Source organism: Aquimarina sp., from assembly GCF_977115655.1.
On record NZ_CDSBKO010000066.1, the window covers coordinates 1 to 15,449 of the forward strand.

The 15,449-nt window shown below is 34.3% G+C and carries 13 protein-coding genes; 11 read left to right on the forward strand and 2 right to left on the reverse strand.

Annotated features, from left to right (window positions below):
• Positions 1-105: 105 nt before the first annotated feature.
• Positions 106-972, reverse strand: coding sequence for a phosphatase PAP2 family protein (locus ACZIYX_RS20425; RefSeq protein ID WP_462684112.1), 867 nt, complete (start codon positions 970-972; stop codon positions 106-108).
• Between the two features lie 557 nt (positions 973-1,529).
• On the opposite strand from ACZIYX_RS20425, the gene ACZIYX_RS20430 reads away from it, so the two are divergent.
• From ACZIYX_RS20430 to ACZIYX_RS20450, 5 genes are all read left to right on the forward strand, one after another.
• The gene (locus tag ACZIYX_RS20430; protein WP_462684113.1) at positions 1,530-1,844 is read left to right on the forward strand and encodes a DUF6660 family protein; all 315 of its coding nucleotides are present in this window, start codon (positions 1,530-1,532) and stop codon (positions 1,842-1,844) included.
• Between the two features lie 79 nt (positions 1,845-1,923).
• The gene (locus ACZIYX_RS20435; protein WP_462684114.1) at positions 1,924-6,261 is read left to right on the forward strand and encodes a CusA/CzcA family heavy metal efflux RND transporter; all 4,338 of its coding nucleotides are present in this window, start codon (positions 1,924-1,926) and stop codon (positions 6,259-6,261) included.
• 10 nt (positions 6,262-6,271) lie between these two features.
• A complete protein-coding gene (locus ACZIYX_RS20440; protein WP_462684115.1) occupies positions 6,272-7,477 on the forward strand; it encodes an efflux RND transporter periplasmic adaptor subunit in 1,206 nt (401 codons plus the stop codon).
• Between the two features lie 5 nt (positions 7,478-7,482).
• A complete protein-coding gene (locus ACZIYX_RS20445) occupies positions 7,483-7,896 on the forward strand; it encodes a Fur family transcriptional regulator (RefSeq protein WP_462684116.1) in 414 nt (137 codons plus the stop codon).
• Between the two features lie 60 nt (positions 7,897-7,956).
• A complete protein-coding gene (locus ACZIYX_RS20450) occupies positions 7,957-9,936 on the forward strand; it encodes a heavy metal translocating P-type ATPase (RefSeq protein WP_462684117.1) in 1,980 nt (659 codons plus the stop codon).
• Between the two features lie 58 nt (positions 9,937-9,994).
• Here ACZIYX_RS20450 and ACZIYX_RS20455 read toward each other — a convergent pair whose 3' ends face one another.
• Positions 9,995-10,822: a universal stress protein gene (locus ACZIYX_RS20455; RefSeq protein ID WP_462684118.1), complete on the reverse strand. Its 828-nt coding sequence runs from the start codon at positions 10,820-10,822 to the stop codon at positions 9,995-9,997.
• Between the two features lie 634 nt (positions 10,823-11,456).
• On the opposite strand from ACZIYX_RS20455, the gene ACZIYX_RS20460 reads away from it, so the two are divergent.
• From ACZIYX_RS20460 to ACZIYX_RS20485, 6 genes are read left to right on the forward strand one after another with little or no spacing between them, the layout of a single operon-like run.
• Positions 11,457-11,873, forward strand: a complete 417-nt coding sequence (locus ACZIYX_RS20460; protein ID WP_462684119.1) for a VOC family protein — start codon at positions 11,457-11,459, stop codon at positions 11,871-11,873.
• Positions 11,874-11,878: 5 nt separating this feature from the next.
• Positions 11,879-12,658: an RMD1 family protein gene (locus tag ACZIYX_RS20465; protein ID WP_462684120.1), complete on the forward strand. Its 780-nt coding sequence runs from the start codon at positions 11,879-11,881 to the stop codon at positions 12,656-12,658.
• Between the two features lie 17 nt (positions 12,659-12,675).
• Entirely contained in the window at positions 12,676-14,046 is a 1,371-nt protein-coding gene (gene rimK / locus ACZIYX_RS20470) for a 30S ribosomal protein S6--L-glutamate ligase (RefSeq protein WP_462684139.1), read from the forward strand.
• Between the two features lie 12 nt (positions 14,047-14,058).
• A complete protein-coding gene (locus ACZIYX_RS20475; RefSeq protein WP_462684121.1) occupies positions 14,059-14,664 on the forward strand; it encodes an SET domain-containing protein in 606 nt (201 codons plus the stop codon).
• A gap of 39 nt (positions 14,665-14,703) precedes the next feature.
• On the forward strand, positions 14,704-15,117 hold the full coding sequence (locus tag ACZIYX_RS20480; protein ID WP_462684122.1) for an NUDIX hydrolase: 414 nt from the start codon (positions 14,704-14,706) through the stop codon (positions 15,115-15,117).
• An 11-nt stretch (positions 15,118-15,128) separates the two neighbouring features.
• Positions 15,129-15,383 (forward strand): hypothetical protein, encoded by a 255-nt coding sequence (locus ACZIYX_RS20485; protein WP_462684123.1) that lies wholly within the window; start codon positions 15,129-15,131, stop codon positions 15,381-15,383.
• The last annotated feature ends 66 nt before the right edge of the window (positions 15,384-15,449 follow it).

Here is a 15,449-nt window from a genome sequence, read left to right on the forward strand (position 1 = left end):
AGCCCTTCGATAAACTCAGGGTAAACTGCTATGCTAAAAGTAAGAAAACAACAGTCTTCATTGTATCTCAAAGCTTCATAACGAAGTTCTATTGCATAACCTGGATTAAAAACGACCCACAACGCCTATTTGACCCGCTCCTAATTTAAGATTCCAACGTATTGCATTCTTTTTATTACGATAAGCATAACGTTCTGTTTTCTTTAAATAATTATCTATCCCATCAACAATAACTATACTTATAGCAAGTCCCAAAGCCACATCGGTAAGCCAATGTGCTCCTTCCCATAAACGAGATACAGGAGATACTAACCCTATTGCATAGATACCTCCTTTTAGGTAAGGATTTTTAAACTGTTTTCCTATTGCATAAGCAGTAGTAAACGAAAGAATAGTATGACCAGAGGGAAAAGAATGGTAACCAGATTCATCAGACCAAAAATGAAAACTTAGGTTTCCTTCCTCCATAGTAGGTCTTGCACGACCTGCTAAAGTTTTACTCACCGTTTGGATCAAACCACCTGCCGTAGCTGAAGCAATAAGAAGCACCCCTGTTTTTCTGATTTTTTCGTTTTTTGTCAATAATCCAAATGCATAAACACTGGTTGTTAATCCATAATTAAGTAAAGGTTTTCCAAACCGAAAACCAATTTCACGTATACCATTAGGAATATCTTTACCTTGATTTGTAAAATATGTATTAGCAGGTTTATCTATAGTTAATAAAGCAGCCGTTCCTGCTGTTACCCCTCCAAAAGTAGCCCAATCTTTACCTTTCCATTTAAAAGGTTGTGTATAGGTATGTTTTACCCCTCCAAATATAGATGCCCCATCATGTTTAAGTAGTTGCCATACAGATTCTGGGGGTTGTGTATCCAAAGAATCTATCTTATCCTCAGAGTTTTGAGAATACGTAGTAAAGGAAACGAAAACTAATAATAAAACAAAAAGGATAATGGGGTTGACAGGCATTGTAATAAAAATTTGCGATGCAAAAATACTAACTTATACAGGTAATGCTATTTTGCTAAGAGTTAAATTTATGTAGAGGTAGTAGGATATTGCAGAAACACTGTTTTTTGGTATGGTTATATCGCTTTTTTAAGAAAACCAGGCTCTTTAAACACAATAAGCAGCCTTTTTGATGGCACCAAACACCTTCCTGCCTGCAATATACCCGATCCCGGCGGCAAGGAAGACGTTTTATAGTGCCGGGACAGAGTATTACCCTGCCGGGAGAGGTTTTTATAGCGCCGGGAGAGCCATCCTAACCGCCGGGAAGAGTCTCTATACCTACGGGAAAGGTATATATACTGCCGGGAAGCATTTTTTAGCACCGGGAAAAGGTTTTACAGAACCGGGAGCACAAAAAGAGCTACGGGGAGAGAAATTATAGTTCCGGGCTTCAAGAATTATAACCCTTTATATCAAAATTCTAAATAGGATATTAAAAAAACAATAAAAAAAGACTATTTTCTAGGAAACCAGAGTTTTGCAATACCATTGCACCAATATTTCTTTATCTTTGTATGGTGAAAATTTTTGTAATCATATTATCTGTTTATTTCTTAGGGTTATCTTTTATCCCTTGTGAAGATGCTGTTATAGAAAATAACTCTCTAGAAGAGCAGTTGGCTCATTATCAGGATCAGGATACAGATAACCATCATACAGATTTGTGCTCCCCTTTTTGTTCCTGCCAGTGTTGCCATGTAAATGTAGCAGAAATCGGAGTATATCCTTATAAGATTATAACACCACAAATATCCAAAATAGTAAATACACGTTTGGTAACTTCTAAGCAAGAGGTAAACTACTCTATTCTACAACCACCCAGGGTTTAATTCAGATTTTACAGGGATACCTATGTCCTTTTCGTTTTGCCTTCAGGCAAATTATTTTAACTGAATTAAATTTTATTCTATGATTAATAGACTGATTGACTTTTCAATCCATAACAAGTTTGTTATTGCATTGTTCACGTTTGCATTAATTGCAGGCGGAATCTATAGCATTACAAAAGTACCTGTAGATGCAGTTCCCGATATAACCAATAATCAGGTACAAATAATTACACAAGCACCCAATCTGGGTACAGAAGATATCGAGCAATTTGTTACCTATCCTATAGAGGTTGCAGTAGCTAACCTGCCAGAAGTTACCGAAATAAGATCTATATCCCGCTTTGGGTTATCTGTGGTAACCATAGTTTTTAGCGACGATTTAGATACCTACTTACCCAGGCAATTAGTGGCCGAAAAGCTAAATGAAATTAAATCCAATATCCCGGAAGGTTTTGGAGAGCCTTTTATGGGGCCAATTTCTACAGGTCTGGGCGAAATCTATCAATATACATTAGAAATAGCACCAGAATTTAAGAACACCTACGATGCTACAGAACTCCGTACGATCCAGGATTGGATCATTCGCAGGCAAATGGCAATGGTATCCGGGGTTGTCGAAGTAAATGCTTTTGGCGGTAGTGCAAAACAATACGAAGTTAGTATCGATCCAAACGACCTTAAAGCGATAGGCATCACTATTAATGATGTATATAAAGCTTTAGAAAACAATAATCAAAACACAGGAGGTGCCTATATAGAAAAAAACCATCAAGCTAATTTTATTAGGGGAGAAGGACTGGTTCGGACATTAGAGGATATTAAAAAAATTGTAGTCACCAATAAACAAGGAATCCCGATTACGATTAAAGATATCGCAACCGTACAGTTTGGAAACGCCACACGTTATGGAGCCTTAACAAAAAACGGTGAAGGCGAAGCCGTTGGAGGAATGATTTTAATGTTGAAGGGAGCCAGTACCAATGATGTTATTAAAAATGTAACCGCCAGAATATCTGAAATTCAAAAATCGTTACCAGAAGGGATAACCATAAAGCCATTTTTAGACCGTAGTAAATTAATAGCCAGTACCACCTCTACTGTTAAAAATAATTTATTAGAAGGAGCATTGATCGTAATCTTTATTCTGGTATTTTTTCTGGGTAATTGGCGGGGTGGTTTGGTAGTCGCATCTACCATACCATTATCCCTGCTTTTTGCTTTTATATTAATGAATATTTTTGATGTATGGGCAAACCTAATGAGTTTGGGAGCTATAGATTTTGGGATTATTGTAGATGGAGCAGTTATTATTGTAGAAAGTACCGTTTTCTATTTGTACCAACGAATAAAAAAAGGAGAACAAATAACTCCCAAAATAAGAGACGAAGTAACCAGGGTAGCTTCTTCAAAAATGATGAATACTGCTTTCTTTGGGCAATTTATAATCCTTATAGTATTCTTGCCAATTTTAGCTTTAGAAGGAGTAGAAGGAAAAATGTTCAAGCCAATGGCATTAACTTTTGGCTTTGCAATGATAGGGGCAATGGTGCTTTGTCTAACCTATGTACCAATGATCACCGCAGTGTTTTTAAAAGTGCCAAAAACCGAAAAACAATATTGGGGAGACAAAATTGTACATTGGTTAGAGGGTATGTATGAAAACAGCTTGTCAAAAGCTTTAAAAAAAGGAAAGCTTATTATCCTTTCTGCAGTGGTGCTGTTAGCAATATCCACCCTTGTGTTTACCAGAATGGGAGGAGAATTTATACCCCAGTTAGACGAAGGAGATTTGGCGTTTCATGCTATCTTAAAACCAGGAAGCTCTCTGTCTGAAACAATTTCGACGACTACCAGAATTGAAAGTATGATAAAGAAAAACTTTCCTGAAGCTATAGAGGTTATAAGTAGAATAGGAGTTGCAGACGTGCCAACAGATCCAATGCCAATGGATATTGCCGATGTTTTTGTAATTCTAAAACCCGTTTCAGAATGGACAAATGCTACTTCAAAAGAAGAACTTATTCATAAAATAAAAGAAAAAGTAGAACAAATTCCCGGGGTAAATTATGAATTTACACAACCTATAGAAATGAGGTTTAATGAGCTTATAACAGGGGTTCGAGAAGATATAGCAGTAAAACTTTATGGAGATGATTTAGACGTTTTAGCTCAAAAAGCAGAAGAAATGGGTAAAATAATTGCAACGGTAGATGGGGTAGCAGATATGAAAGTAGAAGCTACCGCCGGGCAACCACAAATTACAATTGTGTATAACCGAAATAAAATAGCACAATATGGGTTGCAGATCAAAGAGCTAAATACCCTTATCGAAACCGCTTTTGCCGGGGGGGTAGCCGGAACCATTTTTGAAGGAGAAAAACGCTTTGACCTGGTGGTGCGTTTAAAGGAGGGGTTTCGCAAAGATTTGAATAGCGTTAAAAACGTATTTGTTACCTTACCCGGCGGAGCACAAATTCCGTTAAAAGAGGTAGCAACGATAAGCTACAAGCCGGGGCCAATGCAAATTAGCAGGGATAATACGAATCGCCGTATTTATGTTGGAATTAATGTACGAGGTCGGGATATTAAATCCTTGGTAGAAGAGATTAAACAAAAAATGGAAGCAAATATATCTCTGCCATCTGGATATTATATTCGCTATGGAGGTGCATTTGAAAACCTGGAACGAGCTACAAGTAAACTAAAAATTGTAGTGCCAATAGCTCTGGGGTTGATTTTTATTCTCATCTTTTTTGCACTAAAATCTTTTAAACAAACCATAATGATTTATATGGCAATTCCTTTGGCTACCATAGGAGGGATTTTTTCATTAATACTTAGGGATATGCCATTTAGTATTTCTGCCGGAGTAGGATTTATTGTACTGTTTGGGGTAGCGGTATTAAACGGCTTAGTGTTAATTAGTGGTTTTAATGAACTCAAGGAAGAAGGAGTTACAGATATTAATGATCGTATTAAGATAGGAACACGAAGACGTATTCGACCTATATTATTAACAGCGCTAACAGATATGCTAGGGTTTTTACCAATGGCATTATCCTCCTCCTCCGGAGCCGAAGTACAAAGACCTTTGGCTACAGTAGTTATAGGCGGATTATTAACCGCTACTTTATTAACCCTGTTTGTTATTCCGATTCTGTATAAATGGATCGAATCCAAAGAACAACAAAAAATGAAAATGATAACATCAAGCCCCATAGCGATATTTGTTTTAATACTATTTTGCTTTGGGATGACTACAGCACAACAACCATCTGTATCTATGAAAGAAGCGGTTACTGTAGCATTGCAAAATTATCCAGCCATAGAATCTGCAAAATTATCTGTAGAGAAGGAAAAAACACTAAAAACTACGGCATGGGATTTTGGGAATACCAAGATCTTTACTTCAGGAGAAGAAATAGGAAATAATAGTAACGATGCAACCTATACAATTCTGGGGATAGGACAAAATAATATAGATGTTTTTGGGATAGCATCAAAAAGCAGATTAGCTAAAGAAAACATAAAATTAGCCGAAACAAATGTAGAGATTACAGTTTCAGAAGTTAAAAAAAGTGTGCAATCTGCATGGGTTAAAGCCTATACAGCAAAACAAATCTATGCCTCCTATGCAGAAATAGAAACCGTATTTTCAAACTTGAATAAAGCAATCGATCTGCGGTTCGAAACCGAAGCAATTTCAAAACTAGAATACAATGCGACAGCCAATCAGGGAAAATGGATCACTTTGCAAAAACAACAGGCATACACATCTTATCAAATAGCATTACAAGAACTAAATCAATGGCTGTTTGATGAGAAATCGTATGATGTTACAGCCATTCCTATAGATAAATTAGAGGTCGATTTTTTGGTAATAGAAACAACCATGAAAGATCATCCCTTAATGGTGTATTGGCGAACCCAGCAGGAAGTTGCCAAAGCTCAATACAGAGTTGCAAACACCCAATTTTTGCCAAAGCTGTTTGCACAATATGGATTTCAAACCATAGGGGATCAATCCGGATTTAATAGCTATCAGATAGGGGTGCAAATACCTTTGGTTTTTAATAAAACCAAGGCAGAAACAAAAGCACTAAAGATCAACGCACAAATTGTGGAACAAGAAAATAAAATAAAAGAAACCCAATTAAAAAGAGAATTTAATACTAGGGTAACTCAGTTTGAGCAATTGCAAAAAAGTTGGGGATATTATAAAAACGAAGCGTTGCCATTAGCTATAGAACAGCGTAATGGTGCTACTTTATCTTATAAAGAAGGAGCTATGGGATACATTGCTTTTCTTCAAAACATGAAAGATGCTATTCAATTAGAGATCAATACCTGGGTGGTGCTTCAACAATACTTAGATAGTAAAATACAGTTAGAATATTTTTTAACTTCAAAACAATAAAAACATACCGATGAAAAACATCCATTTATATATAATTATAACTCTTATTAGCACGATAATGTTAGTAAGCTGTAACGGGACTCTTAGTAAAACACAGGATAAAGAGGATATAGAAGAAAACCAAACAGAAAATAAAGAAACAAAAGAGGAGCATGAAGAAGAGCTAACCTTAACCCAGGAACAAATAGAGGCATTACATATTAAAATAGATACTGTTTCTAAACGTAATATGGGGGATTTTATACAGGTAAATGGTAAACTAGGTGTGCCACCGCAAAATGAAGCAGTTGTAACCAGTATTTTAGGGGCGAATATAAGTGGCATCAATGTTATAGAAGGAGATGAGGTTCGCAAAGGACAAGTTTTGGCATATATTAGTCATCCGGATATAATTACGATGCAAACCAAATATATGGAAGCTTATAATAGGCTTACATTTCTGGAGCAGGATTATAATCGTCAAAAAAAAATGTATGATGCAGGAGTAGGTTCTGGCAGGGATTATCAACAAGCAAAATCCGAGTTTTCAAGCAGTAAAGGATTAGCCAAAGGATACGAAAGTCAATTACAATTATTAGGGATCTCTTCGCAAAAGGTAAGAGAAGGAAATATAGTACAGGCAGCACCTGTTAAAAGCCCCATAGATGGATTTGTAGAAAAAGTGCAAATCAAATCAGGGCAATACGTACAGCCACAAACCCCAATGTTCGAAATTGTAAACACAGAGCATATACATGCAGACTTAATGGTTTTTGAAAAAGATATTAGTAAAGTGAAAAATGGGCAATTAGTTACTTTTATGATAGAAGCATTAGGCAATCAGGAAATGACCGCAAATATTTATTCTGTAGGAAAATCTTTTGAAGAAGAACCAAAAGCATTACATGTTCATGCAGAAATAGAAAATAAAAACAACAACCTGATCCCGGGAATGTATGTGAATGCCAGAATATTAACAGAAAATAAAATGGAGCAAGCCTTGCCAGAAGATGCTATTTTTGAGGAAGGAGGTATATCCTATGTGTTTACTGCCAAAAAGGAAGACAATGGTACCTGGGGATTTGTACCCAAAGAAATTATCGTTACATCTGCCAGTAATGGATTTACTGCTTTTGATTTTAAAGATAAAACCGATAAAAAGGTATTGGTAGTAAAAAGTGGAGCGTATTATTTGGTGGCAGAAATGAAAAAAAGTGAAGCAGAGCACTCACACTAAAGAGAATGAAAAAAATAGAAAAAATATTACAACAATATGGTATTAGACCTACCGCTATGCGAATGTTGGTTTACCGGTTTATAGAATCTAAAACTACAGCAGTAAGTCTGTCTGTTGTAGAAAATAATTTTGAAAAATCAGATAGAACAACACTATACAGAACCCTTAAAACGTTTGAAGAAAAAGGAGTTGTACATCAAATTGATGATGGAACGGGTATTCCTAAATACGCATTATGTAATCATGAAAATAAACCAGAAAAACATAGGGACTTACATTTGCACTTTCATTGTAATAGTTGCAGAGAAACAGTTTGCTTAACAAATCATCAAATACCACAAATAAGTTTGCCAAAAAAATTTATTCCAGAAGATATAAATATGCTGGTAAAAGGAGTTTGTGACAAGTGTAGCCAATAATGCACATACAATGCAGTAGTGCTTAAAGTACCTTTGTAGTTGTAAAGCTATAAGTTAAAAATGGGACATAAACATTCAGAAAACCACGACCACGATCATAATCACAGAGGTGTTTTTGGAGAAAAAACAGAGTTGTATTTTGCGATATTAAGCGGGATATTCTTTTTTACAGGAATAATCCTGTACAGGCTCATCAATGCACCGGATTGGGGAGTATTAACAAGTTTTGTTTTGTCCTATTTCTTTGGGGGATACTACACCGTTTTAGAAGCTGTTGGTAAAATCAAAAAAAGAGAATTTGAAATAGATTTTTTAATGATTATTGCAGCTATAGGAGCAGCATATATTGGTAGTTGGCATGAAGGAGCACTTTTACTTTTTTTATTTAGTATAGGGCACGCTTTAGAGCATTTTGCCATGAATAAAGCAAAAAAATCCATAGAAGCTTTGGGAGATTTATCGCCAAAAACAGCTTTAGCCAAAAAAGGAAATACTATAATAGAAGTTGCGGTAGAAGAGTTGCAACTTAACGATGTTATTGTAGTAAAACCAAATGCTAAAATCTCTGCAGATGGGGTTATTATAAAAGGAAGTAGCAGCATTAATCAGGCTCCTATAACAGGAGAGAGTATGCCGGTAGATAAAACAGCGTACGCTAATCCGGAAAACCTGCCAGAATTTAAGGATATTCATAAAAACAATGTTGTTTTTACAGGGACCATTAATGGGGATAGTAGTATAGAGGTACAAGTATTAAAGCTAAGTAAAGACTCTACCATTTCCAGACTAATTAAAATGGTTAGCGAGGTAGAAACAAAAAAGTCACCTACCCAACTACTAACTAAAAAATTTGAAAAATGGTTTGTGCCGGTAGTAATTGTATTGGTAGTTATTTTATGTTTTGCATATTTGGTAATCGACGAAACAGTAAAAGAAAGCCTGTACAGGGCTATTAGTGTATTGGTATCTGCCAGTCCTTGTGCATTAGCTATTTCTACCCCAAGTGCTGTGTTAAGTGCAATTGCCAGAGCAGCAAAAGGTGGAGTTCTTATAAAAGGGGGGCGTGCTTTAGAGGATTTGGGTAGTCTTACCATAATTGCCTTTGATAAAACAGGAACCTTAACCGAAGGAAAACCTAAATTGACTAATCTTATTGTTTTTAACGGATTTGATAAAAATACCTTTTTAGATATCGTAACAAATGTAGAAAGCTTAAGTAACCACCCTTTGGCAAAAGCAATAGTAAAAGATATAAAAGCAAAATACGGTGCAGAAGGAAAAAATAAAGCAACAAATGCACAAGCCATTCAAGGAAAAGGACTAAAAGCAATTTACAGAGAACAAGAGGTGTATATAGGTAATAAAGAGTTGATGACAGACCAAAACATATCAATCTGTGTAGAAACTGAGACAAAACTACAGGAGTTGTTGCAAAACGGTGAGACGACAATGTTAGTAGCATTTAATAACGAATTAATCGGTTTGTTAAGTGTGATGGATATACCCAGAGAAAGTGCAAAAAACACATTAAGTCGTTTAAAAACTATAGGTATTAAAAAAATGATAATGCTTACAGGGGATCATCAAAATGTGGGAAATTCTATAGCAAAACAAATAGGAATAACAGAGGTAAGAGGCAACCTGTTACCAGAAGACAAAGTAGCAGCTATAGAAGAGTTCAAACAACGATATTCTAAAATAGCAATGATTGGGGATGGGGTAAACGACGCTCCGGCAATAGCAAATAGTACTGTTGGTATTGCAATGGGAGCCGCAGGAAGCGATGTAGCACTCGAAACCGCCGATGTAGCTTTAATGTCTGATAAGATCGAAAATTTACCTTTTGTAATTGGGTTAAGTAGAAAATCTAAATCTATAATTAAACAAAACTTATGGATAAGTTTAGGGATTGTAGCTTTTTTAATCCCTGCAACCTTACTTGGGATAGCCAATATAGGCACAGCAGTAGCAATTCACGAAGGCTCTACGTTAATTGTAGTTATTAATGCGTTACGTTTATTAAGGTATAACGATACATAAATGTTATAAGGCTAAATACATCCAAAAAATGGAATGAGTTCGATAAAGAGCTAAGGTTTTATTTTAATTCAGGTAATATTAAAAGAGGTACCGGGCTGTTAAAACTTATTTTATCAACCACATCCTCTTCCGTTATCTTTTGAAAAAAATTGTGTTTGTGATGCACTAAAGATATCAAATCACTTTCTGTTTGTTTCACAAAATCTCTTAAAGCATTGGTTTCTGAAGTTTCTACGTCTATTTTACAAAAAATATAATCCAAGTCATTAAATAGCCTTTTTAGATTTTCTTTATTTTCGGACTGGGAGTCTGTTAGATATTCCTCTTCCATAATCCTGGTTATATTTATTTTTGCATTACAAGATGAAGCAATAGAAATTAGCAATTTAAGCTCCCTTTTATCAAAAGCTCTTTTAAAATTTGTAGAAAAAGCAATTAACGAAGGAATTTTTATTTTATAATTTTGAGGAACCAAAATTATAGGGCAATTATGTACTCCATTAATCACTCTTACCGCATTACTGCCAAGAAAAATTTCTTTAGCACCCTTGGCACCTTTGGTTCCCATGGTTATAAAATCTATATTTTTGGATAGTATAATAGTATTTATGGCTTTGACAAGAGGGTCAGTCTGGGTGATTTTTTCAAAGCTATGCCTTATGTTATCATTACTTTCAACAATTTTATTTAGCAGGTTGTTGAGGTTTTCCTTGGATTCTTTAGACATGGGATTAGTATATTCCTCATTTAATAAATTAGGAGTGTTACCAATGTATACATGTAATAAAAAAAATATGCAGCTCTCTGAAGCAAAGAGCATTCTGGCATAATCTAATGCGTTAGAAGCGTTGTTGGAAAAATCAACAGGAACCAAAACTCGTTTCATCAGATTTTTTTGGATTTATAGTTGTTATCAAATTTACAAATAAAGAAATCAAAAAATCTGTACAATTTTAATTCTTTAATGCTAGTTTTCATTTTTTTTTAATGTAGATGTTTTTTAGCCATTTTTTCAAAGGCATGTTATATATGAACCCATCTTGACTTTTTGTTTTTAACCGAAAATGAGTTGAAATTTGACCAAATGAGGCACTTTTTGAAAGCCATAGTAGCGCTACGGGTAAGAAAAGTAACGAAATATGGGTAAATTTCAGCCATTTTTTTTTAGGAAATAGAAAAAGTCAAGATGAGTTCTATATCAGTAAAAGATTGTTTTATCGTTTATTAGGCGAGAATGTGTTTTTTTGCGCAAAAAAAAAATTGATATAACTTTTTTATTACTTTTGATATATTAATAATGTATTGCCTAGATAAATGAACTTTTTTTTCAGATTCGGGTTTGGGAGAATAAAGAGGTCTACTCCAAAAGTAGTCTTATGGATAAGACATCAAATTTTCAGGCTGATTTCTAAAATGAAAGCTTCATCCGGCTTGCTAGATAGAATCGTTTTTGTGCCTTAGGTTTCTAAAAATATTCGAATCATTGCATATAAAACACTCAAAAATATAATAGATAAAAAATGAAAAAAGCAGAGTTCCATTTAGCACTTCCTTGCGAAGATATACAAAGCACTATAGATTTTTATACCTATAAACTAGGTGCGAGATTAGGGCGAAATACAGATACATGGGCAGATATAGATCTTTATGGTAATCAAATTACTTTTACCAAAGCAGGAGACTTTAGTTTTGATTTCAAAAGCTATCGTCTGGGAGAACAAATCCTGCCTTCGTTTCATTTTGGGGTAATTATAGATGTAGAGGCGTGGGGAAAATTGTATTCCCGACTTTTTTCAATGGATTTGGAAGTAACCACAGAGACTACATTTTTTGAAAACAAAGTAGGAGAACACCTTTCTTTTTTTGTCAAAGACCCTAATGGATACATGGTAGAGTTTAAAAGCTTTAAGAATCCTAACGAGATATTTACTGCATAAAAAAAATGAGTAATGATGCTTATGCTATTCAGGTTGCAGATGCAATTTCAATAAAAAACTGTAAGCTCGATTTTAAAGGAACATTATTGTTTTCGGGTACAGATGAGTTGTTTTATGAAAAAGATAATGAGCAATATATCTATATTTTTAAATATGGAGTAATCTGTTTTTATAATGTAGAAAAAAATGAAACTCAACAAATTACCAACCAAATTTTACAGTTTAGCAAAAACCCTCTTCAAGATAAACTTTCTGACCAGATCGAAATTTTTGTAGGAAATGGCGATGGCGAGATAACTCCCGGGTATGTAAATTTACCAGAGTTTTCAGTAGATAAACTGCGCCTTATTATGCTTAATATATCTCAATCTGTGGCTTTGGATAGTTATGCTCTTATATCTGAGTTGATTTTGGAAGAAACTAATACACATACCATATATCTTGAAGAAAAAGGTAAATTGGATATTAGTGGTAAAAAACTCAAAAAATACATAGGCAAAGTTTTAAATATTAAAAATAAAATATCTGAAAATTTATATATATTCGATTCTCATGATGTGACTTGGGATGATGAGATATTAAATAAATTTGACCAGGATCTTAAAAAAGCTTTTGATCTTAAAGACAGATATAGAAGCATTCAGGATCAGATAGAGGTTATTAAAGAAAACCTCGAATTATTTAAAGATATTATGTTTCACAGGGAAAGTAGCAAGTTAGAATGGATTATCATTATTCTTATCTTGGTAGAAGTCGTAAATATGTTCGTATTAAAATTAGTATAAAATAAAACAAATTGGAAATAGAAAATTTAAGAGTAATAGGAAGTGAAGAATGGTGTGTGTTTAAAGAGTTTGGTATACCAGCAATTAAAGCAAGGGTAGATTCTGGAGCAAAAACATCTTCAATACAAGCCAACAATATTAAAATTATTCATAGGGGAACCGAAGAGTGGGTGCGCTTTGAGGTAAACCCTATCCAGGATAACCGTAGTATTTTTATTACTTGTGAGACAAGACTTTATGATAAACGCTTAGTAAAAAGTTCTTCAGGTATTTCAGAACAACGTTATGTGATTAAAACCCTCGTAACTATTGGTAATCAAACTTTTGAAATAGAGCTAACACTTGCCAATAGAGATGCTATGGAGTTTAGAATGTTACTAGGCAGAGAAGCACTAATGAATCGCTATATAGTAAATCCGTCCGAGACATATTTAGAAACCGGTTTTACAAAAGAACAAGTTTCAAAAAAATATGCGCCTTTTATAAAAGAAAAATCAGGACTTAAAATTGCATTGCTAGCAAGTAATCCAGAGTTATATAGTAATAAAAGAGTGATTGAGGCAGGTATTGCAAGAGGGCACGAAATGGTCTTTTTGAATGTAGAGCAAGCCTATATGAAATTAGATGCTATAGAACCAGAAATACGGTATAGAGGAGGTAATATTATAGATGAATTTGATGCCATTATACCTAGGATTAAACCTTCGGTTACATTTTATGCTTGCGCATTGATTCGTCAATTTGACTCTATGGGGGCATACTGTCTCAACTCTGCAGAAGCTATAACACAATCCAGAGATAAATTATTAGCAACACAGTTGTTTGCCAAACACGATATCCATATACCAATAACAGGATTTGCAAAATCCCCTTTAGACACCAAAGATTTAATTAAAATGGTAAATGGTGCACCATTAATTATTAAACTTTTAGAAAGCACACAAGGTAAAGGAGTAGTTCTGGCAGAAACAAATAAAGCAGCAGAAAGTGTTATTAATGCCTTTAAAAGTGTGCAAACCAATATCCTTGTTCAGGAATTTATTAAAGAAGCTAATGGCCAGGATATAAGGTGCTTTGTAGTTAATGGAAAAGTAGTAGCATCCATGCAAAGGCAAGCTGCCAAAGGCGAGTTTAGAGCAAATATACATCAGGGAGGAACAGCTTCTAAAATAAAGATAACTTCTGAAGAGCGTAAACTGGCTGTCAAAGCAGCAAAAATATTAAACCTTCCGGTAGCAGGAGTGGATATTATTCGATCCAATAAAGGACCATTGTTATTAGAAGTTAATTCTTCGCCTGGATTGGAAGGAATCGAAAATGCAACAGGTTTGGATATAGCCAACATAATGATAGAAGCAATTGAAAAAAAACTAAAATTTAAAATATGATTTAATATAAAAATGATACATCCACACACCGAAATTAAACACATAAGCCCTGAGGTGGGTTATGGTGTTGTAGCCAAAGAGCTTATTCCTATGGGAACTATTACTTGGGTGTTAGATAAATTTGATCGTGAGTTTACGTTAAATGAATATAACTCCTTAGAACCTATATACAAAGATATTTTAGAAACTTACGCCTACAAAAACAATAAAGGTAATCTGGTGCTTTGTTGGGATAATGGAAGATTCGTAAACCATAGTTTTAACTCTAATTGTCTTACCACGGCATATAATTTTGAGGTAGCCATAAGGGATATTCATCCCGGAGAACAATTAACAGATGATTATGGATACCTAAATATAGATAAACCCTTTAGAGGAATCAATGAAGGAACCAGAAGAAAAATTGTGTATCCGGATGATTTGCCTAAATATTATAAGTCCTGGGATAAAAAATTAATAAAAGCCTTTAAGTATATCTCAAAAGTCAATCAACCTTTACGAGAGCTTTTGAATGAAGATTTATGGCAACAAGTTATGGAAATTGAAAATGGAGAAAAAGAAATGGAATCCATATTGACCAATTATTATGGGGTAAATAGTAAATTTAGTACCTCATGATTAGTATATAATGTCAAATTCAAATATAAATTATTTGGTGTGAAAATAAAGAAACATAAAGAAAAATCAAGGTTGATTGTGTTTCAAGGAGAAAATATCCTGGTTTTGCAAAAACTAGCTGACGAAACACGATACGGATTGGTCGGAGGGTTTTTAGAACCCGGAGAATCCCCGGAAACAGCTCTTATTAGAGAAACCTATGAAGAAACAGGAGTGAAAATTTCTGAGGAAGACCTGATATACCATTGTTCTGTTACTATCGAACAAAATGAAAAACAAAGACTAACCAAACATTATTTCTTTTGTAGAGATCCACATAAACCATTTGAGTTGGCAGAACCACATAAATTTAAAAATATTATGTGGGTACATTGGGAGCAAGTAGCAAAATCCCTTGGTAAATCAGATAAAAAAGTAGTAAAACAACTTTTTAAGCTATGTAATATTGATTAAATGCAAAGGCAATGAAAGGCATAGTTGTTAATCAAAATGTCGAGTACGGAATGTTTAAGAAATACTATAATGGATACTATCAGTTTGTGATGGACAATGGGGATACCCTGGTGTTTCAAAAAATATCGATGACTGCAATTAGAAAATTTGACCTTAAAACAGATAAGTTCAGAGGAAAAAGTTTTGTGATAACTTATTCTGAATATCAAGAAAATAAAGATGAAGATTTTATTGTCTATAAAATCGAAAAATTAGAACTAGCATAAAAAAATATGGTATTATATAAATAAATTTTAAGTTGTAAATCCCTGTAAAAGTGATTCTTTACATAA